At 47.1% G+C, this 22976-nt stretch carries 18 protein-coding genes and 1 pseudogene; 9 read left to right on the forward strand and 10 right to left on the reverse strand.

Annotated features, from left to right (window positions below; translation table 11 throughout):
- Window positions 1-65: 65 nt before the first annotated feature.
- The gene (locus EGV92_RS06060) at window positions 66-881 is read right to left on the reverse strand and encodes a sulfite exporter TauE/SafE family protein (RefSeq protein ID WP_131668339.1); all 816 of its coding nucleotides are present in this window, start codon (window positions 879-881) and stop codon (window positions 66-68) included.
- A gap of 349 nt (window positions 882-1230) precedes the next feature.
- Here EGV92_RS06060 and EGV92_RS06065 point away from each other — a divergent pair, with 349 nt between their 5' ends.
- The 3 genes from EGV92_RS06065 to EGV92_RS06075 all read left to right on the forward strand — a co-directional run bounded on the left by EGV92_RS06065 (window position 1231) and on the right by EGV92_RS06075 (window position 3852).
- On the forward strand, window positions 1231-2142 hold the full coding sequence (locus EGV92_RS06065) for a biotin--[acetyl-CoA-carboxylase] ligase (protein ID WP_131668340.1): 912 nt from the start codon (window positions 1231-1233) through the stop codon (window positions 2140-2142).
- 116 nt (window positions 2143-2258) lie between these two features.
- Entirely contained in the window at window positions 2259-2993 is a 735-nt protein-coding gene (locus tag EGV92_RS06070; protein WP_131668341.1) for a pantothenate kinase, read from the forward strand.
- Between the two features lie 82 nt (window positions 2994-3075).
- Window positions 3076-3852: a 2-keto-4-pentenoate hydratase gene (locus EGV92_RS06075; RefSeq protein ID WP_131668342.1), complete on the forward strand. Its 777-nt coding sequence runs from the start codon at window positions 3076-3078 to the stop codon at window positions 3850-3852.
- A gap of 15 nt (window positions 3853-3867) precedes the next feature.
- Here the strand turns inward: EGV92_RS06075 and EGV92_RS06080 are convergent, their stop codons facing one another.
- The gene (locus tag EGV92_RS06080; RefSeq protein ID WP_131668343.1) at window positions 3868-4332 is read right to left on the reverse strand and encodes an energy transducer TonB; all 465 of its coding nucleotides are present in this window, start codon (window positions 4330-4332) and stop codon (window positions 3868-3870) included.
- A 487-nt stretch (window positions 4333-4819) separates the two neighbouring features.
- Here EGV92_RS06080 and EGV92_RS06085 point away from each other — a divergent pair, with 487 nt between their 5' ends.
- Window positions 4820-5281, forward strand: coding sequence for a hypothetical protein (locus EGV92_RS06085; protein ID WP_131668344.1), 462 nt, complete (start codon window positions 4820-4822; stop codon window positions 5279-5281).
- Window positions 5282-5310: 29 nt separating this feature from the next.
- Here the strand turns inward: EGV92_RS06085 and EGV92_RS06090 are convergent, their stop codons facing one another.
- Window positions 5311-6576, reverse strand: a complete 1266-nt coding sequence (locus tag EGV92_RS06090) for an FAD-dependent oxidoreductase (RefSeq protein ID WP_131668345.1) — start codon at window positions 6574-6576, stop codon at window positions 5311-5313.
- A 603-nt stretch (window positions 6577-7179) separates the two neighbouring features.
- Here EGV92_RS06090 and hslO point away from each other — a divergent pair.
- The 5 genes from hslO to EGV92_RS06115 all read left to right on the forward strand — a co-directional run bounded on the left by hslO (window position 7180) and on the right by EGV92_RS06115 (window position 14438).
- A complete protein-coding gene (hslO, locus tag EGV92_RS06095; protein WP_131668346.1) occupies window positions 7180-8112 on the forward strand; it encodes an Hsp33 family molecular chaperone HslO in 933 nt (310 codons plus the stop codon).
- A gap of 421 nt (window positions 8113-8533) precedes the next feature.
- The gene (locus EGV92_RS06100; RefSeq protein WP_131668347.1) at window positions 8534-10129 is read left to right on the forward strand and encodes an alkaline phosphatase; all 1596 of its coding nucleotides are present in this window, start codon (window positions 8534-8536) and stop codon (window positions 10127-10129) included.
- Between the two features lie 193 nt (window positions 10130-10322).
- A complete protein-coding gene (locus tag EGV92_RS06105) occupies window positions 10323-12053 on the forward strand; it encodes an alkaline phosphatase family protein (RefSeq protein WP_131668348.1) in 1731 nt (576 codons plus the stop codon).
- A gap of 127 nt (window positions 12054-12180) precedes the next feature.
- The gene (locus EGV92_RS06110) at window positions 12181-12906 is read left to right on the forward strand and encodes a hypothetical protein (protein WP_131668349.1); all 726 of its coding nucleotides are present in this window, start codon (window positions 12181-12183) and stop codon (window positions 12904-12906) included.
- Between the two features lie 308 nt (window positions 12907-13214).
- Window positions 13215-14438 (forward strand): alpha/beta hydrolase, encoded by a 1224-nt coding sequence (locus EGV92_RS06115; RefSeq protein ID WP_131668350.1) that lies wholly within the window; start codon window positions 13215-13217, stop codon window positions 14436-14438.
- A 310-nt stretch (window positions 14439-14748) separates the two neighbouring features.
- Here EGV92_RS06115 and EGV92_RS06120 read toward each other — a convergent pair whose 3' ends face one another.
- The 7 genes and pseudogenes from EGV92_RS06120 to EGV92_RS06150 form a co-directional block, all read right to left on the reverse strand.
- Window positions 14749-16215: an alpha/beta fold hydrolase gene (locus EGV92_RS06120; protein ID WP_131668351.1), complete on the reverse strand. Its 1467-nt coding sequence runs from the start codon at window positions 16213-16215 to the stop codon at window positions 14749-14751.
- A gap of 295 nt (window positions 16216-16510) precedes the next feature.
- Window positions 16511-18703 carry a PhoX family protein gene (locus EGV92_RS06125; protein ID WP_131668352.1) on the reverse strand — a complete coding sequence of 731 codons (2193 nt, stop codon included), beginning with the start codon at window positions 18701-18703 and terminating at the stop codon, window positions 16511-16513.
- 232 nt (window positions 18704-18935) lie between these two features.
- Window positions 18936-19628 carry a fumarylacetoacetate hydrolase family protein gene (locus EGV92_RS06130; RefSeq protein ID WP_131668353.1) on the reverse strand — a complete coding sequence of 231 codons (693 nt, stop codon included), beginning with the start codon at window positions 19626-19628 and terminating at the stop codon, window positions 18936-18938.
- 155 nt (window positions 19629-19783) lie between these two features.
- A complete protein-coding gene (locus tag EGV92_RS06135; RefSeq protein WP_131668354.1) occupies window positions 19784-20509 on the reverse strand; it encodes an ABC transporter permease in 726 nt (241 codons plus the stop codon).
- Window positions 20510-20517: 8 nt separating this feature from the next.
- Window positions 20518-21237: an ABC transporter permease gene (locus tag EGV92_RS06140; RefSeq protein ID WP_131668355.1), complete on the reverse strand. Its 720-nt coding sequence runs from the start codon at window positions 21235-21237 to the stop codon at window positions 20518-20520.
- A 404-nt stretch (window positions 21238-21641) separates the two neighbouring features.
- Window positions 21642-21830: pseudogene (locus EGV92_RS14345) on the reverse strand (hypothetical protein); the annotation flags it as partial.
- A gap of 168 nt (window positions 21831-21998) precedes the next feature.
- Window positions 21999-22952, reverse strand: coding sequence for a transporter substrate-binding domain-containing protein (locus EGV92_RS06150; protein ID WP_242678636.1), 954 nt, complete (start codon window positions 22950-22952; stop codon window positions 21999-22001).
- Window positions 22953-22976 lie beyond the last annotated feature (24 nt).

The raw sequence follows: 22976 nt of genomic DNA on the forward strand, positions 1-22976 counted from the left end.
TTTTTAGTTCGCTAGTTCGGGGTTAATGAGCTATTCTCTATATCGATTTTTAAATGGGTCATCTATCAAACCACCCCCATTCCCTGCAACCCACCCCAAAATAGCTGACCGCCAGCGAAGATAAGCAACACACCAAAGGCCTTTTTTAAAGTCGCTGCAGGCAGTTGATGCGCAAGTTTCGCACCGAGCTTGGCAGTGATAAAGCTGGCGAAGGAAATAGCCAGAAAGCCAATAATATGCACAAAGCCAATCGCACCTTCAGGTAAATTAACCACATCTTGACCGAACCAAGCAAAGCCTGCCGCCCCAGCTAGCGCAATCGGAAGGCCACAAGCTGCAGAAGTGCCCACAGCTTGACGCATCGGCAACCCTGCCCAAGTCAAAAACGGTACAGTCAGACTGCCACCACCAATGCCGAAGATGGCTGAAGCTAAGCCGATGCCTGAGCCTGCCCCCACCTGAACTGGGGTAGAAGGTAAGGGCTTGCCAAGCTGTTCTTTATTGGACAAAAACAACATTTTACAAGCGACTAACAGCGCGGCGACCCCGATAAGTGCCTGCAAAGTATGACCATTAATTTGATCCGCTACCGCAGCGCCCAATAGACTACCGACGACCAAACCACCTGCCATACGCTTCCAAACCTCCCAGCGTACGCCGCCTCGTTTATTGTGCGCGGTCAGTGAGCTAATTGAGGTCACTACAATGGTGGCCAGCGAAGTGCCGACGGCCAGATGCGCAACCACGTCCGGCGAGTAACCAAAAGCGGTAAATATCCAAATCAGCGCAGGCACAATAATCATACCACCGCCAATACCAAACAATCCTGCACAAAGGCCAGCGAAGGCGCCAGCTACCAAAAACCACAATACCATTGTCATCGTTACTGTCCTTAGATAGTTGTATTTATTCGAATCAGTCAGTATAGCAAAGCTCATCTCTTTGATACGCATGCTATTCAATGGTTTAGTTAAATAAAGCCAGAATTGTATAATCCACAAAGGCAAACGACTTAATTTTACTCATAAACATCAGCCAGTAGTCAGCAGCAGTGCTACTATTTTCACCCCATCTTATATCAATTATATGCACTAAAACTTATAAACTAAAACTGGCTTTACACCTATCAAACGCTAGAAGATTAGTCGTCACTGCCTTATTATTACTATCATTTGTCTTGAGACTTATCTAATCTATTTGACCTTAACCACCACGAAGTACCTTTACCCTATGCCCCTACCTCCTACGCCCTTACACCCTACACCCCTATTTGAGCGGCTAAATCACCGTCATATCAGCTGCACGGCTTCTACCAACTCTCAGCTGATAGACGAGCTTAAAACTGCCAAGCTTGATCCGCGTGCGCCGCATTTATTGACGGCTGATAGCCAGAGTGCAGGCCGTGGTCAGCATGGTCGCAGTTGGCAGTCGCCTAAAGGCAATGTCTATCTGTCGCTGTACCTGCCCATGACTGCGCCGATGACAGGGTTACTGTCATTAGTCGTCGGTTATGAGCTGGCAAAAATGCCGTTAATTGAGCAATTAAATACTCAGCGCCAGCCACTGAGTCTGCCCACGGTAGGCGTCAAATGGGCGAATGATTTGGGATTTTACGGCTTAGATAAAAACCCACAAGGCCATCTGTTATTTAATAAGCTTGCAGGGATTTTGATTGAACCGGTATGGCAGTCAGGCAAGCTGTTAGGCGGCGTCATCGGTGTCGGCATGAATATTACTACTACGCCCAGATTGACGGCGCAGACTTTAGAGGGCATGAGCTATCAGGCGGTTAGCTTGGCGGATTTATGGATGAGAGCCGAGAGCTCAGTTTCATCCGTACCAAGCCTCAGTACGGTCTACGAGCAGATTGCGCAGGCGCTATTGACTGCAAATACTCGCTTTGAGCAGATAGCCGCCATGCCACAGCTTATTGAGGATTTTTTACCACTATTTGCCCAAGTGGATGCCTTAGCGGGTCATAACATTCAGGTCAGTCAGCAAATAAAAGACAGCGTAGAGACGGTATCTGGCAAGGCCGAGGGGATAGACCAAAACGGCTGTTTGCAATTGCGCTTTGATGACGCTACGCTAACAGCGCTATTTACCGGTCGCATTGACGTGCTTGAAACGTTTGATAGTTAAGCCTTAAACTTTGCACCCTAGCTTACTTTGCCAAATCGTTTGCTAACTTATTGACTTAGCCCTCTTTATTTTAATCCGCTTTTTGACTCACAGACCTAAACGAAGGACAACTGCCTATGACCACGCTTTGGCTCGATCTTGGTAATACTCGACTTAAATATTGGCTGACTGACGATGTCGGCCAAGTCATTAGCCACGATGCCAAACAGCATTTGCAAGCACCTGCCGAGCTACTTATAGGCTTGACCGATCGTTTTGAGCGCCTCGCCCCTGACTTTATCGGTATCTCCTCGGTCCTAGGTGAGCAAATTAACACTTTGGTCGCGCAGACCTTAAGCCATTTGAGCATTCCTTTTGAATTTGTCCATGTGGACCCTGCTCATCCACTTATGCGTAGTCACTACGATGCCAATCAGCTTGGGGTCGATCGCTGGCTGCAAATGCTGGGGGTGGTCGATCGTAAGAAGCGCCAATGCGTCGTTGGCTGCGGCACGGCGGTAACCATCGACCTCATCGACCATGCCGAGCATCTCGGTGGCTATATCTTTCCCAGTATTTATCTACAGCGCGAGTCGCTATTTTCGGGTACTAAGCAAATCACTATCTCAAACGGAGAGTTTGACAGTATCGCACCGGGAATGACCACCCAAGATGCGGTGCATCGCGGTATCCTGCTGTCCATCATCGGCGCAATCAATGAGATTAGCCAACGCCACGGTAATTTTGAGCTAATATTGACCGGTGGTGACGCCGCAATTATTGCTCAGCACATCGCTCGGCCTGTCTGTATTCGTGATGATTTATTATTGGATGGTTTGGCGCGGTTTTTTAAATCGCATTTAAACCAATAAGTGGCAACCAACGATAGAGAGTGAGAATAAAGTAAAAAGATAATATCTCTACAAGTAGTGAAGAACCATTAAGGAAAATGCTATGACTACTTTGACGCCCGAGCAGCTTGCAGAGCAGCTGTACAATGCTTACCGTGACCAGCTATCCCTACCAAAGTCAGTATTTATCGATGATATGGATGTCGAACAAGCTTACCAAATTCAGCATCAAGTGACGGCGCAAAAAGTAGCTAACGGTGCGACTCTAGCAGGCTATAAGATTAGTATGACCAGCGAGCGTACCATGGCGCTATTTGCTTCTACCAACCCTATGTATGGTCAGCTGACTGATAGACAATTATTAGAAAATAATGCGCAATTATCATTAAATACAGATGTCAACGATGCCTTAGTCGAGCTTGAGCTGGCCTTTATTGTTCAAGAGATAGTATTGCCAACGGATGATATTGAAGACATTTGCCGTAAATGCTTAATCGCGCCTGCGTTGGAAGTCCCTGACTGCCGTTATCAAGATTGGTTTGCCAATATGAGTAAAGAGCATCTGTGCGCAGATAGCGCTGTCGCTGGCTATCTATGTTTAGGCGACGCCCAATCAATGAGCGTCGATAAAATTGGTGCAGAGCTTGGTAAACTCACACACGGCAGTGAGCTGTTACTGACCGAACCTGCTAGCGTAGTGCTAAAGCATCCTGCCAAAGCAGTTCAATGGCTGGTACAAAAGCTTGAGTCTCATGGTCTCAAGCTTGACGCAGGTATGGTGGTATCTTCTGGCTCGTTTGGCATGCCCGTACCGTTAAAATCTGGCGAATATGTGGGTCAGTTTCAGCAAACGGATACAGTAAGATTGCGAGTAGTATAGACATATTAATAGGCTTTAAGGTCTCATAATTCTAATGGGCAGCATGATCATACCTTTTACCGCCTTACCTTTATTAATGAAAGGGTTAACCCGCGACTTTTGTAACTCCTGAATGATTATTCTATCCACACGCGCTATGCCGCTACTATCAAGCATATCAACCCGTAATACCTTGCCCTGTTCATCGACTAAGAGCTTAAAACGTACGTCTATATAATCCGCTTGGCACGGTTCGATATAGCCCCGATCCTCATCAAACGTACAGCCAAAAGCGTCGCCGCGCAGATAGCGATGAACACGGCTCATATCTGGTTTTCTTGCCCAGCTAGCACTCATCGTCGCAAACTCTATCTTCTGCTCGCCAGAAGACAAGTCAATAAGCTCGGCTTGTGCAGGCGCTGCAAATACAGTAGCGACTATCATGGCGGCGAGGATAAAACATGGGTTAAAGCGGCGGTAGCGACAGTTGGCTAGCTTCATAAGGTTAGTACTCACTTTTATAAAAAAACGACGATGACAATCTGGCTGTCATCGTAGTATATATCAACTTCTGTACGTAGAATAAAGGTCTAGGGCCTGAATTTCGAATAAAATTATTGATTAGATTAACCATAGCTCTAGACTAGCAAATTGATACATTATTTATCACTAATTAGCATATTTAATCACTCTTTTGGTTTAGACCAACAGTAATTTACCACTCATTGGTTATTAGTTATGACGATGGATATAATAGGCTGTATGGATTACGCATGTTGACACTCTCTTTAGAGTCAGCGAGTCACTATTAATGATACGTTTACCTTTTGTTTTTATATTAGATATAAATTTTATGATAAAGTTAATTAAGAAAATGATTATTAAAAATTAATTTATAATGCTTGGGTAACGTCTAACCTCAAATTCTAATATGGTTATTACATTAATTTTATAGTTATTACATTAATTTTATCAATCAAGGAATGCTATGGACTGCCCTGAAGCAAATCCACCATTAACTCAATTAATTTGCACCCAAGATTGTCTTAAAGCAATGACTGAGTCAGTAGATATGACCGCAAGAGAAAGGCAATTTTGTCTTTTATTAAATCGTAGCGATGCCTTAAGTCGAAAGGCTTGCGCGCATCTTTATGCCAAAGTTGATATTGCCAAACTTATCGATAAAGGCTATATCATCGATTGTGGAGCAGACGAAGAGTCCACGACCACTCACAAAGCACAAAGCGCTAATAACGAGGGAGCGCGCGCAGAGGACACCCAAGTAACAGCGACTCACAACCCTCCCAATGACTCAGCCGCCAAAGTTACCCCTCTTGGCACAGAAACTTCGCAGCTCACAGCTGCTGCGGCTCTATCATCAACCTCATCACAACTTGATGATGAGATTGAGATCGATCCTGCATTACGCTTTGTCGTTGGAGATTACTAATCTAACCCTAGTAAAGTCAAAGTGAAGGATTAAGCTGCTGGTAACTTAATGGTTACCGTAGCGGCGATTTCTTCTTTATCATCTTGCTGCTCCATCACCAACTCCTCATCAGTGTCAGTGACAGTCTGCCAAGTCGCGCCGCCATTTGGCACGCCAGTTACCATAACCGAGATGGCTTTATTTTTTAGGCGAATCATAGGCGGCTTATGTGTATAGCCGTCATGATCTCTACCTAATACTGAGTCAGCTATGGTAGCAGCTTGCGCGCGAAGCGGTGCTACGTATCTACACGCTACGCCACCAATCGACATACAATCCCCAATGGCATAGATGTGTGGCTGCGAGGTCTCAAGCGTCTGCTCATCAACGACAATACCAGTACGACGATCAAACTCAATGCCAGCTGACTCTGGTAATTTGTCATCCACCAATAGCCCAGTACTGGCAATCACATGATCCACGATGATACTTCTCTCTTTATTAATATTGCCACTATCGGCTTTATCAGTATTGCTCTTTAATCCTGCCACAGCCACTTCATACTGACCGTCATTTAGGGCGGTGACCTGAGTAACCTGACAGCCGCCTAAAAACTCAATCCCTTGCGAGCGCACGGCATCTTTAATTCTGCTCGTCGCTTGAGGCGGTAGCATCTGAGCCAGTGGCGCGTCATTTAGGTCAATTAGGGTGATGTTATGCCCGGCTTTTAATAAGTCTTCGGCGATTTCTGTGCCGACCATACCTGCACCCACGATAGCAATCTTTTGACTGCTGTTCGCCAGCTCAGCTTGTAATTGAGCAAAACGCTCGATGTGGTTGACATGCCAGACCAGCTCTTCTGGCAAGCTTTTTGGAAACGCAGGGTGCGCCCCCATCGCCAGTACCAGGTTGTCATAAGCAAGCGCTTGCGTGACCTGATTGTCACCACGGTTTGCCGCCACCATCACCTGCTGGTTGTCAGCGTCAATTTGCGTTACTCGGGTGTTGGTCATGAGCTTAATATTGGCGGTTTCTGCTGCGTCTACACCCGTTGCGCGAATGAGATCAGCGGCGGATTTATTTTGGCTGATCGCCATGGTAAGCATCGGCTTGTGATAGCGATCACCACTATCGGCGGTAATCATGGTGATGGCGATATCTTGGTCTTTAGCGCGAATCGCATCGACGACGCCCCACCCCGCCAGTCCAGCGCCGACAATGATAACACCCGCTCCGGAGTGTGTTGCAGATACTGAGGCTATTGTCTGATCTGTCTTTTGGTTTTGCGTGGATTCTAAGTTTGCATCTACTGGCATAAATATTCCTTATATTTTATTCGAATCACTGATTATTTCGAACTACGGGTTATGGGACAATATTAGCTAAGCGGCAAAGACAAATATTAAAACGGTGACTGGTCCATCCTGCCGCATTTTGACCAATCTAGCAAAGATAGCCCCTACCCTTATAAAACAGTTTATATCCTATTTTATCAGTAAACAATTGGACACTTATTACAAGTTGCTCAAAACCTTACCGTCACGTCCCTTTTCACGCCAAAGCAGCAGAACAACTTATATAACAACTTATATATAGTCGAGTCTAAAGAAAATAGAGTCATCATAAGGTGATGCGGAACTGGTATAAATTTTTCTGGCTTGCTGCGGGCTCGCCGATAGAGACTGCGAAAAACTCATCCCAGTACCGCGGTAGCATTTTTATAATGAACGTACTATAGAATAGTCACTACCTCTTGCCTCTCTCTAAGTACCTTTGTAATGGCTAACACTTGCAATGGGCTTTTTCAATAAATGCTACCTGCTCAAGCTATCGCTTATTGATAAAACGTGCGACGCCCCCATTAATTAAGCAAATGAGCAAATTATTTCAGATTAATATAAGATTTTAAGAGCCACTCTATGACGACATCCAATACCGACCTTCGCCAACGCTTCTTTATTCAAGACTCGCCTGTCCGCGGTGACGTGGTACGACTTGAGCGTAGCTATGCCACTATTGCTGCACAAAAAGACTATCCTGAATCTATCAAGCGCTTGCTTGGCGAGATGCTCACCGCGGCAAGCCTGCTAATCGGCACGCTCAAAATCAACGGCACGCTTTCCATCCAGTTGCAGTCCTCTGATGAGAGCAGCCTGCTCAATTGGGCGATGGCTGAATGTGACCACGCCGGTATCATTCGCGCGCTTGCTAGCTGGAAAGGCGAGAGCGAGGGAGAGCAGCAAGCTTGGGCAGATAAGACCAGTGCTAACGACGCGTTTGACGAGCTGGGTGAAGTGGGCAAAGGCGTGCTATTTATCAATATTCATCCTGAGGGCGGCGAGGCTTATCAGGGTATCGTTGAGCGCAGTTATGACAATCTTGCCGACTGCTTAGCACATTATCAGCGTCAGTCTGCGCAGATTCCGACCCTCATCAACCTCGCGTGTGATGGTCTGCAAGCAGGCGGCATCCTCGTGCAGCTCCTACCACGCACAGCACAGGAGTCGCTAGAGGCTGAGCAAGACGAAGACGCCGGTATCGATGATGATTTATGGACGCGATTGAGTATTCTCACCCGCACCGTGAAACCTGAAGAGCTAACCGGACTCGATGCCAGCGAAATCATCTACCGCCTATATAACGAAGAAAATGTCGTCGCCCCTGAGCCCGTAGCGCTACAGTTTGGCTGTACTTGCTCACGTGAGAAGTGTGTAGCGGCCATTGAGCAGATTGGGGAGGCCGAGGCGCTAGAGATTGTGGCAGAGCAAGGCGGCAGCTTTGAGATGGATTGCGGCTTTTGCGGTACGGTCTATACCTTTGATAAAGATGATGTCCGTGATGTGTTTGTTTAGCAATAAATTGACCTAAGGTTTGGCGCGCTATTGCTGCTAGATAGCTGGTCTAATTAACCATTCTTGATAACTAATCTAATTAACCAAAAGGTGGGCAATTTGCCTGCCTTTTTTTATGAGTGAGGCTTTATGGATTAGGTTTATTCTTACGCTAGAACATAATCTTCCTAAGCCTTTACTTTGTGCCCATCTCTACAGCCAAGCTACTATTATAGCTATCATAACAGACGAGTGAGCTTCTTAAGCCTTGTCGCTGCTAAATCAGCTTACAACAACTATTAAGCGTTGCTTAAGGTTAAATATCGTGTCTAGCATTTTCACCTAGCTTTGACGCATGGAGGGGGTGATTCACAAAGTTGTAACACCTTACTGGTAAAACTACATAATGAAATATTTATTAACTGACCAGTAGGATAGTAATATGACAATAAACAAAAAGAAAATTATCAAAAAATTCCTGCCAAAACTTATTGCCAGTAGCCTGTCATTAGTGGGCATTTCAGCAAGCGCTGATGTCCTACCTGCCTACCAACTCAATGACGGGTGGTACAAAGACGCCCAAGCGAGCGTCAGTAAAAAAGTCGCGAGTAAAAAAGACCTAGGTCAAGCTAAGAATGTCATCCTTTTCGTCGGCGATGGCATGGGCGTATCGACCTTGACCGCCGCGCGAATCTTGGACGGTCAGCAAAAAGGTATGCTGGGGGAGGAGAACTTTTTGAGCTTTGAGCAGTTTCCCAATACCGCATTGATTAAGACCTATAACACCAACCAACAAACGCCAGATTCAGCCGGAACGATGACTGCAATGGCGACGGGCGTGAAGACCAAAGCAGGTGTTCTCAATATCGCGCCCAAAGCCCTGCGCGCCAACTGTGCCAGTAGCAAGGGCAATGAGCTGACCACCATCTTTGAATTCGCGGAGGCCAAAGGGCTATCCACTGGCATCGTGACCACCGCCCGTCTAACTCATGCCACCCCCGCCGCCACTTATGCTAAGACGCCAGAGCGTAATTGGGAGAGCGATAACAAGCTAACCGATGAGGCAAAATCGAACGGCTGCAAAGATATCGCCACGCAGTTTGTAGAGTTTGGCTCTGATATAAAAAACAGCGACGGTATCGATGTCGCTTTTGGTGGTGGCCGTCGTCATTTCATTAGTAAAGACGTCACTGACTTAGAGGGCAAGACGGGCAAACGTACCGATGGGATCGACTTGACGCAAGTTTGGCAAGCCAATACTGGTGGCGTCTATGTAGAAGACCAGCGCGGTTTCGATGCTATCCCTGACAACGCTGACAAGGTGCTGGGGCTGTTTAACGCCTCGCACATGCACTATGAATCTGACCGAAAAAATGACAAATCGGGTGAGCCTTCTTTGAGTGAAATGACCGCCAAAGCCATTAAGCTTTTAGAAAATCGTAGCCAAAAGACGGGCAAAGGCTATGTCTTGGTAGTAGAGTCCGGCCGCATTGACCACGCACACCACGCGGGCAACGCTTACAACGCATTGAAAGACACGATTGAATATTCTGAAGCTGTCGATGCTGCCAAGAAGCTCGCAGACGATGACACCTTAATTATGGTCACCGCCGACCACAGCCATGTCTTCACCATCGCAGGCTACCCCAAACGTGGCAACCCTATCCTAGGCAAAGTGGTCAGTACTGATAAAAATGGCCTGCCGGAAACCACACCAAAGCTGGCCAGCGATAACCTGCCTTATACCACGCTAGGCTACACCAATGGTCTGGGCTACCGTGACCTTGGGACCGAGACGGACGCCGATGTGGCCTATGACGCTGGCCCTGCCGCAGGCCGTCACGACTTGACCAACATCGATACGACAACCCCTGGCTTCCACCAAGACGCGCTCGTACCGCTAGATTCAGAGACGCACGCTGGTGAAGACATTAGCCTACACGCGACTGGTCCTGGCTCTGCCTTCGTGCAAGGCGTGATGGAACAAAACTCAGTGTTTCATGTCATTAATAAAGCTTTAGCACTGAATGCTTATTAGACCTTAAATGACTAAGTTTACCTTAGCGTCATTCGCGGTCAATTTACAGGCTGTCAATTAATGAGCTGTCATTGAATGATCTGACAACCAACAGACCATTAGTTCATCAGTTCATAGTCAATCTGAGGTGCAAATGACGCAACGAGCAAATACCTTGCATACTATTTCATAACTTTATTAGGAAGCCTCTACGATGACTTACCTCAATCGAATAATAACAACAACACTGAGAAAAACCGTATTAGCAACTGCCATTGGTAGCGCGGTCATCAGCTATGTCAGTGGTTGTAGTACCAATGCTGTGCCAGTCCCCACTGCACCAACGGCTACCATACCAGTAGCGACCACGCCTGCAGCCAATATTGCTAACGAGCAAGCAACATCTATCCAAAAAAGAAGCAAAGTAACAGCTAATCTCGACAAAGAAAGCATGAAGTGGTTCCAAGATGGGGCGATTGAAGTCGCCAAAAACGCTCAAGAAGTCGAGGACATCATCAACCAACGCGGCCGCGCGAAGAATATCATCTTGTTCGTCGGTGATGGTATGGGTATCTCTACCGTGACTGCCTCGCGAATCTTAGCCGGTCAAAACAAAGGCATGATGGGCGAAGAAAACGAGCTGTCCTTCGACAAGATGCCTTTTGCCGGACTTATCAAAACCTACAATACCAACCAGCAAACGCCAGATTCGGCAGGCACAGCCACCGCTATGCTGACAGGTGTCAAGACCAAAGCGGGCGTATTAGGCGTCACCGACCGCGCCAATCGTGCGACTTGTAGTGGCGCTCATGGCGAGCATGGCAGCGAGTTGGTCACCGCCTTAGAGCTGGCTTCAATGGCAGGCAAAGCAACGGGGATTGTCACCACTGCTCGACTTACTCACGCCACGCCAGCCGCCGCCTTTGCCAAAACGTCTGAGCGCAACTGGGAAAGTGATGACAAGCTGACTGATGAAGCCCGCGCCAATGGCTGTAAAGACATTGCCACCCAGTTCGTCGAGTCACCCTATATCGATGTTGCCTTTGGCGGTGGTCGTCGCCACTTTATCGCCGATACGGTCACTGACTTAGAAGGCAAAAATGGCAAACGTAAAGACGGTAAAGACTTGCGCCAAATCTGGCAACAAAAGACCGGCGGCGTCTATGTCGAAGACCAAAAAGGCTTTGACGCGATTCCTAATAATGCGGGCAAGGTACTCGGGCTATTTAACTCATCCCACATGCAGTACGAGGCCGACCGCAAGAATGACAAAGCAGGTGAGCCATCGTTGACAGAGATGACCACCAAAGCCATTGATCTGCTCAGCCGCGATAAAGACGGCTACTTTATGTTAGTTGAGTCAGGCCGTATCGACCATGGCCATCATGCAGGCAGCGCCTATAACGCCCTAACGGATACCATCGAATTTGATCACGAGGTAGAAGCGGCGATGGAGAAGACCTCACCCGAGGACACGCTTATCATCGTCACCGCTGACCACAGCCATGTGTTTACGATGGCAGGCTACCCGACACGCGGCAACCCTATCTTAGGTAAAGTCGTGGGCAACGACAAAAATGGCCTGCCAGAGCCTACCCCAACGCTTGCCAAAGATGACATGCCCTACACTACTTTGGGCTATGCCAATGGCCTTGGTCATCGCAACTTTGGTAGCGAAACCAACGCCGATATCGTCTATAACGGCCCTGCTGAGGCGGGCCGAAAGAATATCACTGCCTTTGACACTACCGCCTCAGGCTATCATCAAGAAGCCCTCGTTCCTCTCGACTCCGAGACCCATGCCGGTGAAGATGTCGGTATCTATGCTAGAGGTCCTGGCGCGCATCTGGTCACCAGCACCAGCGAGCAAAATGAGATTTTCCACATCATGAACTTCGCTGGTGACTTGATTGAGAGTGCACGGCGCGGCGTAATGGCAAAATAGCTGCCGAAGTGGTTAGCGGCGCTAGTATTTTGATTGGTTAACCCTATGACTAGATAGATAAGGCACTCGCTTAGCCTTATCTGTTTTTATTGTCACAACATAAATATCACCCACATTAGAGCTTACTATGAAACACCCTCTTTTATTGCTACTGGCGTTGATGGTCACGCCGTTGGCGAATGCCGAAGCTAGTACTAGCCATTTGACTTCCAATTCGACCACCCTGTCAGACCCCTGTCAGGCGAAACCCATTAAGGCCAACTATGAGGTCAGCACCTTTATCAAGGATCGCAAAGTGGCGAGCTATCCATTTACCTTTTATCGCGACGCTACGCATGCACTTTATGTCTATCCTGACGAAGGACTGGCTGACCTTTGGACTTTGACACAAAACAATCAGCTTGAGCTAAGCCGCAACTTTTCTACTGCTAAGCGCGCTATTGAATATACCAGTGCTGATCTAAGAAATGTCCATAACCGCGAGCACTGGGACAAGCTGTTTGGCGTCATTGATCTGCAGGGTGAATCGCCTGTAAGTCAACAAAGCGCGGATTGTAAAAGTATTGCCACTTATAAAGACGCTCATAAAGACATCCGCTACTATAACCGCCTTAAGCTGCCTGCCAGCATGACCTTTACTAATGGTGATAAGCGCCAAACTTATACGCTAAAAGCATGGGCGTACTCGCACGAGCTTCAACAAAAGCTGAAAATATATCGCCGTTATGACGCGATGGACTTTGCCGATATTGGCGATAATGAGGCCGATCCCTTCGTGAGCAAAATGATTACGATGGGCTTTATCGAGCACGCAGAACCTTCACACACTGGCGACCAAGGTTACACTCATTAATCGTAATAGACTCAGAGCGGTATGAGTTTTTCGGTGGCGCTATTATAGATATCGAGTGGAATAACGGTAGGTAGTTGTTATAAGTTGGGCAGATATTAGTACTGATAAAAATAAAGTGATTACAAACCATACAATTGTCCTGTAACTTGTAATACTATTGAAGCACTCGCACTTTAATCGCGACTGTGATTTTTTGCAACGCTATATACAAGTGATGAATCGCCACAAGATCAAATGGATATTGGTATTACTCTAGGCGATAAGCTGCTACTATCATTGTTTGACCCGCCCGACTACAAGGATGTCTTATGAAAATATCTGCCCTCTCTCCGCTTACAGAACGACTCACAGGTCCAATGTCAAAGCTAGCCGACAGCCCTGTATCACAGCAAGCTCAAGCGCGAACCACTAGGCTACTGGGAAAGCTGCCTAACCCTGCCTTATCAACTATAGTCAAACTCATCGGCTCCAATCCCGCCTATAAAAAAGCGGACCCGCTGATGCAGCTGATTATGGCAGTGAATAGCATCACGAGTGATGGTATGGTCACAGAAGACGTCAACAGATCGCGCAAGATCTTTCATAATAAGGTCACGGCCTTACAAGGCGTTAAGCCTGCTATTCAGACCACCACCGATCTAAGCTTTAATAACCGAGACGGTCAAGCTATTAAGCTCAGAGACTACTTGCCGATATTGGCCGACCCCGATATCATCCATGAGCTACCGCTGGTGGTATTTTTTCATGGCGGCGGCTTTGTGGTCGGCGATATTGATACCCACGACGAATTTTGTCACTATCTCTGTCATTATTCTGGCTTCCCTGTCCTTAGCGTAGATTATCGCTTGGCGCCAGAGCATCCTGCCCCTGCTGCCGTCCATGATGGTATCGATGCGGTTATCTGGGCAGAAGAGCACGCAAAGGCGCTTGGGATGCAGCCAGGCAATATCATCGTCGCCGGTGATAGCGCTGGGGGTAATCTAGCGGCCACGGTCAGCCAGCAATTGGTCAAAATGGCTAATGAAGCCAATAATGAATCGACTAGTGACGCAAATGACGAATTGGTGAGTAAGCCTGCAAATAAGTCAGCTACGAAGAAGACGATACCGCCAGTAATGCAGTGGCTCATCTATCCCATTACTGATAATGAAGGCAGCTATCCAAGCCAGCAGACTTACGCTGAAGGGTCACTGTTTTCATTAAAAGATAAGGTGCTGTGCGAGAAGTATTACTTGGGCGAAAGTCAGCTGGATAAAGCCGATCCGCTAACCTCTCCCTTGCACGGCAGTCTAAGTGAGTTGCCACCTGCTTATGTGGTCACTGCGGAGCTAGATATCTTGGTTGATGAGGGTGAGACCTATGCGCAAAGGCTCAAAGAGAGTGGCAATCATGTCAAAATTCAGAAGGTAGCAAGTCTACCGCATGGCTTTGTTAATTTAACTGGCGTCCATGCTGGCGCGCGCTGCGCGACGATCGATATAATCAAGAATATGAAAGCATTTTACTACGATAATGTTGAGCAGCAATCGTAGGGCGGGTTACGCTTCACGAACCTGCCCTAGGCGATATGGTTGGTCAGCAATCACGGCTTAACTTACGTAGGGCTTTTTAGCCCTGACGTTAGCGGTTATCCTGCTGACGACAATGGCGCTGCGGACTGCGGCTGGGAGTGGTCGCTCGATTAGATGGAACGCTACCAGACGCATAAGTCCGCACGCCATTGGCTAAGCAGATAATAGCGGTCGGCAGGATTAGCTACCGACTCTCAGCTCACTATTCCCAACGCCCATTGTCATTGTTTAATCTTCCGACCCTTGAGAGCTGCTGATGCCCTGACAGCGGTTAGAGCATCACGCTTAAGTCACTGGGGTAAGAGTTTATTCGTGAGTCAAGGCTGACGCCGCCTTGCCCATCATCACTCTGACCATTGTCCAATAGCCACGCGGCGACTTGCTTACAAACTCTTTTACTGTACATCAAGTTGATATGGCTTACCCCGTAAAAGACCGCTTTATGCGCTTCTGGTACGGCCAAGGCATGCTCGCCAGTGTGCTCACCCAATGCCGACTCTATCGTGACCAACCCATCACCTAATAAGCTGGTGGCCTTCGATTCGTAGTGCCCCTCGACCAAGGTAGCAGCCACCAAATAAGTACGCACATGCAAAGGCAGACGCGTAGGATGGCGAAAGTCTGCGGGTACGACACTGCGATTTGTTAAAGACTTCCAGTCAGCTTCATAAATGCTGCCATAACGCAGATCAATGATGCCGGCACTACGCAAGTTACCTAGTTTGGCCAATGCTCCAGCAAAGGGAAGCTTGGCGATCCTTTCATGCACAAAGTTACCAATGCGCTCCAGACTAGCGCCCTGATGCGGTGAGCCTAGAGTGATCAAATTACCCACCCGCTTTATCCAACTAAAGCCTTGTTCTCTGCCATAAAACAGCGCACTACGCGCCACCAATCCGCCCATGCTATGACCAATCAGATCAATCTGCGTGATGTCTGGGTTGTCATTGAGCAATGCTTGCAGCACTTTGGATAAGTCGCGTCCATTGGTTGAGATGCGCTGGCCGGTATTATAGTTTAGGTACAAAACGGTAGATTGTGGCTGACTGCGGCGTATCTCTTTGCCTAGATTACCAATCTTAGATACTCCCCAACTTAGATGGCTCAGACAAAGCCCATGACATAAAATAATAATACGTCCGGATATCTCACCGCGTTGCAGCTGGCCATTACTATCGTATAGCAGCATAGAGACAGCCAGTGGATTATGATGGCTGACCAGATGATCACCCATGACCCCATTTAAGACACTAACGAGCCGTCTTAGACTTTGCGGTAGAGGCTTAACGTCTCTTGGGCTACGGATATGATTGTACAGTTTTAATGATAATGTGAGATTATTGCCCACCACTGACATGATAGTACGTATCGTGCCATAGAGTCGGCCGGTGATGCTGCGTTGCCATTTATTTAGATGGCCTTCGTTAAAGCGCCCTAATGGTCGTAGCAGAATCTCGCGGTGAATCGCTTCGACGATATCGGTAATCTCGACCACCCCTATGGTCGCAAGCTGAGTTAGCCCTTCAAAGAAATCAGCCATAGAGATAAGATCGCGCCTGTCTAACCTATAACTGTCGTCTACATTGAAGTCCGCCATCTCCTCCACATACATATAGTCCAGCTCAGTCATCTGCTCATATACCGCGCCCTGATAGTGACTACTAGAATCAACCTTGCGAGTATGCTGAGTCGTAGCGAGCCAGTCATCGGAAGTACCCATTGGCTTAGAATTAGACATAATTTTGGCAGCTTTAACGATAGCATTCGTTTTATATATTATCTTTTATATAGGGAAATAAGAATACAATAGGTTATCTTTTAAGTAATTTTGTTGTCGCCTACAGCTATGCTAAACCACTTTAAACTTGCTACAGAGTGGCTGGGGCAGCTCTATAGCTGGCTGACTCTATTTGACAGATGAATAAAAAAATCCCAAGCCGCAACTTGGGATTTTTGCACTGAACTGAGCAAAATTTGCTTTGAGACAAATAGTAATACAGCTAAATCAGCTATTGAGTCATATTAGTGATTGATTAAAAAGACTCTGCCAAGATGACGTCACCATCCTCACGGGTGATCATCACTGTGGCCGAGCGCGGCGTACTACCACCTGCCACTGCGCCCCAAGTGTTACCTGGGTGCTGAATATTGATAAATAGCGTTTTGAAGTCAGGTGTCATCGTGATACCGGTAACTTCGCAGCCTTCAGGACCAACAAAGAAGCGCTTGATATTGTTGTCATTGGCCTGCATACCGACGCGAGTCTGTTGACCAGCGGAGGTGGTTTTGATTTCCCCATCGCTGACCTTTCCTGGTAGAGCCGCCAGCAGCATACAGCTGGTGGTGTCCGTATAAGCACCGTCATCGGTCTCAATCCACAGCACACCGCGTGGGTCAAAGTATAGACCATCAGGGGATGACAGATCGTTGCTAGCGCTGAGGCCAGATAGATTCTCTGCCGTTAAGTCACTGGGCGCGGCAAACAGGTAAATATCCCATTCAAATGTCATGGCAGTATGGTCGCCATTGGTTTGACGCCAACGGATAATGTGACCGTTATCATTGCCGCGTTTTTTGCCATTCACTTCGTAACTACGTGGGTTGGCACCATCTACAGGATGATCATCACGGACACCGCGATATTTATTATTGGTCAATGTAACATAGACTTCGCCAGTAATGGGACTGACCGACACCCATTCAGGGCGGTCCATCTTAGTCGCGCCAAGGACATCGGCAGCAGCACGGGCAAAGACCAACACGTCAGCTTGCGAATTAAATGGCAGCTCGGCATTGGTACTATCAAGACCATTTTGACCTTGTAATAGCGGCTTCCACTCACCGCTACCATCTTCATTAAAGACAGCAACATACAACGTGCCGTCATTCATATATTTGTCACCGGCTCTAAGACCGCCACCGATATCGCTATTGGACCATAGCGCTTTGGAGACAAACTTATAGATGTACTCACCGCGTGAGTCATCCCCCATATAAAAGACCACAGGCTTGCCTTCTTCAACAGGCGCATAGGCACAATTTTCATGAGCAAAACGACCTAAAGCCGTGCGCTTTTGCGGCATAGCATTGGGGTCAAATGGGTCGATTTCGGTAATGTAGCCAAAGGTGTTAAAAACATTACGGTAGTCATCAAGTGCGGTCGCACCCACAGCAGTCATGTCCCAACGTGAGAACTCGTCCATGAATATCGCATCTTTAGCAGGCGGCGTATGCCATAGGTAGCCCCAACCAGCAAACCCTTCAGTCGCCCCGTAACGAGCACGGCCATAGTTTTCTGCAGTGCTTAATTTGGCGGCATCCAAGCCACGTCCAAAGACACCTAAAAAATTCTCTTCAGTGGTGAGATACGTACCCCAAGGTGACAGACCAGCACCGCAGTTATTATTGATACCGCGCGTTTTAGTCCCTGTAGGATCATACTTGGTCTTGACCCAATCAGAACCCGCTACAGGCCCAGTAAGCTGCGCCTCTGAGCTACTGGTAAGGCGGCGGTTAAACTTCGAGTCTTTGACCATCTCATAACCTTTGCCATCAGCACGGCGCTTTAGCTCGACTACTGCGACACCATGACAGTTAACTTCACGGCGGACATCTGAGGCTAAGCGCTGCTGCTGAAAGATAGGCGCGGCATCTTTATCTTCAATTACTTTGTAACCAAATGGGCTAAGCTCGCTACTATTGACATATTCATGATTCATGACCAGCAAGCCATTGTCTGAGGATTTTGCTGCATAGCCATTGCCACTTTTGCCAAAGAACCACATGCCGTCGTGGTTATCACCCATGCGATGCTCAAAAGACTCACCAGACTGCTCACGATTGTCCTTCCAATCGTCAATGCCACTGATAAGGGGGGTGCCAAGTGGTAAGATAATTTCTGCTTTATAGCCTGCAGCGACACTCATCTCTGGAGCAGTTGAGTGCGCCACTGCTGTGAAGTTAAGCGCATTTGGCCGTGCTAAATCACCACTTGCTGGTACAGCAGGGTTGCTATCGTTAGTGATGCTACTATTGTCATCATCGCTACAGCCTACCAGTGGTAACGCCCCAAAAAAAGCCGCTGCCGTCAGACCCGTACCGCCTTTTAGCACACTACGGCGGTTCATACGGCGATTGATGATAGTTTGAAATTCAGTGTTATTAGTAGGGTTCGAGTCTTCGCCAATATCGTGGGCAAGACTTTGCTTAGAATTAAGAGGTGTCATAGTAAATTACCTTGCTGTTGGGCTGGGTGGACGTAAAGGTCGTTATTGACATAAGGACTAGAGCTACGGCGTCAGACTACTAAGCTTTGATGACATAAAATTGAAATATTTATGACAATTAGATGACAATAAAAAAACCACCATAATCAAACACTTGATTATGGTGGTTCTGAAAATTATGCTTTTAGCTAAGATTAACAACTACCTTAAAATAGTGGTTATTTGGCTCTCATTACTCGACCCATGTCTCCCAAGTGTGACCGCCCAACGTTAGCTTGACATCGTCACCTGCATTCAATACACCAACACCGCTTGGCGTTCCCGTCATAATCACGTCACCTGCCTCTAAGCTAAAGGCATGGCTAATCTCTACCAACAACTCATAGACTGGGAATAGCATGAGTGCGGTATCCCCCTCTTGAGTCAAGCTATTGTTAATGAATAACTGATATTTCACACTACTAAAGTCGCCGAATGTTTTAGGAGTAATCCACTCACCGAGCACCGTCGCCCCATCAAAACACTTGGCCCGCTCCCACGGATGACCTTTGTCTTTTAGCTCGTTTTGCAAGTCACGCAAGGTAAGGTCTAAGCCTAAAGTCACAGCACTGATAGCAGCTTTGGCCTCATCGAGGGTGGCGTCCTTGAGATCCGTACCAATCTGTACGCACAGCTCAGCCTCATAGTGCAGCGGATAAGACTTACCACGGCGCTTATCGACAAACATCGCGGGAATAGCCTCATCAAAGCCGACAATACTAGAAGCAGGCTTGATAAATAAAATCGGCCGTGTCGGCACTTCATTGCCCAGCTCAGCAGCGTGCGCTGCATAGTTACGGCCCACACAGACGACTTTACCAATATAAGGATTAATGAATGAATTGTCAGATGAGAGATCTGTTGAGGAAGGTTGGGTGGTGGTCATAGGGGTAACCTCAATTTTGTGGTTATTAATAATGAAATGAGAGTTTATTCATCATACCTCATTTCACGGTTAACCCCTATTTTTATACTGTCTAGTTCCTTAAATTAATCAACTAGATCCTTAAACTATCAAATCCTTAAATTCTCAAGGTTAAGTTAAGAGATTGTGCGCGTGACCACATCAGGCGGCTCATAAGTCATATAACGGTTGAGCTTCTTCTCAAGCAGCTTAAAGGTGAATAACACCACCCAAGATAATAATAAGTAGATAATACCCGCAGCGAAGAACAGCTCCATAAGGGTATAAGTACGCGCACTAATGGTCCGTGCCACACCGGTGATATCCATCAAGGCAATGGTCGAGGCCAGCGCACTACCTTTGAGCATAAAGATAACTTCGTTGCTATAGGCAGGTAAGACGATGCCAAAGGCACGCGGTAGCGTGATCCGAGTTAAGCGCTGCCATTTTGACATACCGATAGCGTCAGCCGCCTCTAGCTCACCAACTGGAATGGCTTGGATAGCACCGCGGATAATCTCAGCAGTATAAGCGCTGGTGTTCATAGTAAAAGCAATAATCGCGCACCAATAGGCTTGGCTTAGCACGGGCTGCCATAGCCAAGACTCACGAATTGATTGAAACTGCCCCAGTCCGTAGTAAATCAAAAATATCTGAACCAATAGCGGTGTCCCGCGAAAAAAGAAGATATAAGCAAAGGGCAATGCTTGTACCAGCCAGCTTTTAGATAGACGCAATAAAGCCAATACAAGACCAAAGAACAACCCTATGATGCCAGAGATCAGCACTAATTGAATCGTGATAACAGAGCCGCCCAGTAAGTCTGGGATGCTATCGAAGATGACTTGCCAATTCCAGTCCATGCGTCCCCCTACCCTGATGTCGTTTGACGGTTAAGTTTTTTGGAATAGCGAGCGGCTGGATTGGCTCGCCACTCAAGCCACATCATAAAGCCTGTGATCAGCACCGTAAGCCCTAAGTATATGATGGCCGCTGCCATATAAAAGGTAAACGGCTGCTGGGTAGACTGCGCTGCCCGTGAGGACTGATACATAATATCTTTAAGACCCACCACAGAGACCAACGCGGTATCTTTTAGTAGCACCAAAAATAAATTACCAAGACCGGGTAGAGCAATCTGCCAAACTTGCGGTAGGATGATTCGATAGAAAGTCTGAAAGGGACGCATACCAATAGCTTCGGCAGCTTCTCTTTGCCCAGCAGGGATCTCTTGGATCGACATTCGAAATATTTCGGTCGCATAGGCACCAAAAGCGATAGACAGGGCCATCACCCCACCCCAAAATGCACTAATCTCGACGTAATCATTATAGCCAAAGTACGCCAAAATGCTCATGAGCAATATGGAGCCGCCATAATAGATAAATAAGACCAGTAGCAGCTCAGGAATGCCGCGCATGGTGGCGGTATAGATGGTCGCAATCTTACGCAGAATCCAGATTTTGGACAGTTTGGCAGTCGCCCCAAGTAGACCTAGCACCATACCAAAGGCGAGACTGGTCAAAGCAAGCTTGATGGTCACGACAGCGCCGCTTAGTAGTAAGGCACCAAAGCCTTGTAAATCAAACACGGTTATCTACTCAATGTTAATTAAGGCTATCTTAGCTATCATGGTTATGGCACAACAGGCTCAAGCTCCTGTGCCTCTATTGGTCGTTAATCAAAACTATAGTCGTTGATTAAAACTGTCGCTAGTTAGCCACTACTGCTATAAAAGTGCCGCTAGCAATCACTTGCTATTATATCGACTTTTATGACCTTGCAGCGACTGGCTGCTACTCACGATTTAATCATGGGTTCATCATAGTGAGACTACTAACCAAATTCTTGACTGATATCTCTAAGATAACTGGCTGAATCGAAATGACCCGTGATTTTAGCATAGATGACAATCGAGGGGTTAATAGCAATCTTATTTTGCTTGCTCCAATCTAGATACTGAATTTGTGCAGCAATAGTTTATTGAGCATTCATCTATAAGTAGTCATCGTTAACAAGCGGCTCAGCCCTGTTGCACGCTTTAAAGGACATCAAAAGTCTGGCTATAGCCCTGAAAAGGGATAAGCTTGACACTAATATCCTTTTATAAGTCCCATGATGATAAAGGCGATACTGGCCTGAAGTAGCATCCTGCGAGATATCCCATGTCAGGTGAGCTTTGCTTTGCTCATACTCGCTGCGTTGATTTTAATTAGAGAATACTCAATGCCATCTAAAAGCCATTAAAAAACCCAAGTAAAAGCAGGAAAACCTTTACTTGGGTTAGACACACTCATAGACCCGTTATAATTCGGGGTGTAGTAGCCATTGAGCGCTTGGGCTAAAGAGCCATTAGTTTGCCGCTTCTACTTGCTCTTCAGCAGCGACAAGCTCATTGCCATCGATATCAGCATCCTCGCCTTCTACAACCACCACTTGATCTACTGCGTCAGTAGCAGCGCTAGTGTTGGCAGCCGATTGCGCAGCAGCAGTGCTACTGGTACCGAAGTAGCTGTCAGTGATTTCATCATATTTACCACTGGCTTTTAGCTCACTAAGCGCAGCATTAAATTTAGCGACTAAAGGGTCACCTTTTCTAAAGGCAATACCCATAGCATCGCCATTTGCTGAGCTAATCTCAGCGCCTTTGACTTCGTAGCCTTGTCCGGCTTCGGTCTTCAGCCAGTCAATGCCTGTCACTTTATCTGACATCATGGCCCGCACACGACCAGAAGTTAAGTCAAGGTAAGCATTGTCTTGGGTGTCATAAAGCTTGATATCCGCTTCAGGATGACTGTCTTGTAGATACTGTGATGAAACCGTTGAACGCTGCGAAGCCACTGGCATACCTTTTAGGCCATCAATGCTAATGTCATCACCTTTTTTACCGATCAAGATAATACCACTGTGGAAGTAAGGGTCAGAGAATTCGACCACTTCTTGACGCTCAGGGGTGATCGACATACCGGCGATAATAGCATCGAACTTCTTAGCATTTAGCCCCGGAATCAGACCATCCCAATCTTGTGAGATAATCTCACAATTGGCCTTCATCTGCTCACAAAGGGCATTGGCTAGGTCGATCTCATAGCCGACTAGCTTACCATTAGCATCGGTATAGCTAAATGGTCTGTAGCTCGATTCAGTCGCGATTTTGATATCAAGAGCGGCTGTGTCATTGGCTGCGCCCTCTACCGCGGTTGACTCTTCATTTGCTGCTTGCTTATTACAGCCACCTAGCATTAAGACAGAGGCACCAAGCGAGGCAAGCATAACTGATTTCATTGACATAGATAATGTGGTCATTATTAATTTCCTTAATATATTTAA

Source organism: Psychrobacter pygoscelis (assembly GCF_004335015.1).
Taxonomy (GTDB): Bacteria; Pseudomonadota; Gammaproteobacteria; order Pseudomonadales; family Moraxellaceae; genus Psychrobacter; species Psychrobacter pygoscelis.

Excerpts from the sequence above, each read along its gene's own strand:
- EGV92_RS06130 (WP_131668353.1), bottom strand. The coding sequence starts at position 19,628 with ATGACCACCACCCAACCTTCCTCAACAGATCTCTCATCTGACAATTCA.
- EGV92_RS06080 (WP_131668343.1), bottom strand. The coding sequence starts at position 4,332 with ATGAAGCTAGCCAACTGTCGCTACCGCCGCTTTAACCCATGTTTTATC.
- EGV92_RS06120 (WP_131668351.1), bottom strand. The coding sequence starts at position 16,215 with ATGTCTAATTCTAAGCCAATGGGTACTTCCGATGACTGGCTCGCTACG.
- EGV92_RS06075 (WP_131668342.1), top strand. The coding sequence starts at position 3,076 with ATGACTACTTTGACGCCCGAGCAGCTTGCAGAGCAGCTGTACAATGCT.
- EGV92_RS06115 (WP_131668350.1), top strand. The coding sequence starts at position 13,215 with ATGAAAATATCTGCCCTCTCTCCGCTTACAGAACGACTCACAGGTCCA.
- EGV92_RS06060 (WP_131668339.1), bottom strand. The coding sequence starts at position 881 with ATGACAATGGTATTGTGGTTTTTGGTAGCTGGCGCCTTCGCTGGCCTT.
- EGV92_RS06070 (WP_131668341.1), top strand. The coding sequence starts at position 2,259 with ATGACCACGCTTTGGCTCGATCTTGGTAATACTCGACTTAAATATTGG.
- EGV92_RS06125 (WP_131668352.1), bottom strand. The coding sequence starts at position 18,703 with ATGACACCTCTTAATTCTAAGCAAAGTCTTGCCCACGATATTGGCGAA.
- EGV92_RS06085 (WP_131668344.1), top strand. The coding sequence starts at position 4,820 with ATGGACTGCCCTGAAGCAAATCCACCATTAACTCAATTAATTTGCACC.
- EGV92_RS06105 (WP_131668348.1), top strand. The coding sequence starts at position 10,323 with ATGACTTACCTCAATCGAATAATAACAACAACACTGAGAAAAACCGTA.
- EGV92_RS06100 (WP_131668347.1), top strand. The coding sequence starts at position 8,534 with ATGACAATAAACAAAAAGAAAATTATCAAAAAATTCCTGCCAAAACTT.
- EGV92_RS06135 (WP_131668354.1), bottom strand. The coding sequence starts at position 20,509 with ATGGACTGGAATTGGCAAGTCATCTTCGATAGCATCCCAGACTTACTG.
- hslO (WP_131668346.1), top strand. The coding sequence starts at position 7,180 with ATGACGACATCCAATACCGACCTTCGCCAACGCTTCTTTATTCAAGAC.
- EGV92_RS06110 (WP_131668349.1), top strand. The coding sequence starts at position 12,181 with ATGAAACACCCTCTTTTATTGCTACTGGCGTTGATGGTCACGCCGTTG.
- EGV92_RS06065 (WP_131668340.1), top strand. The coding sequence starts at position 1,231 with ATGCCCCTACCTCCTACGCCCTTACACCCTACACCCCTATTTGAGCGG.
- EGV92_RS06090 (WP_131668345.1), bottom strand. The coding sequence starts at position 6,576 with ATGCCAGTAGATGCAAACTTAGAATCCACGCAAAACCAAAAGACAGAT.
- EGV92_RS06150 (WP_242678636.1), bottom strand. The coding sequence starts at position 22,952 with ATGACCACATTATCTATGTCAATGAAATCAGTTATGCTTGCCTCGCTT.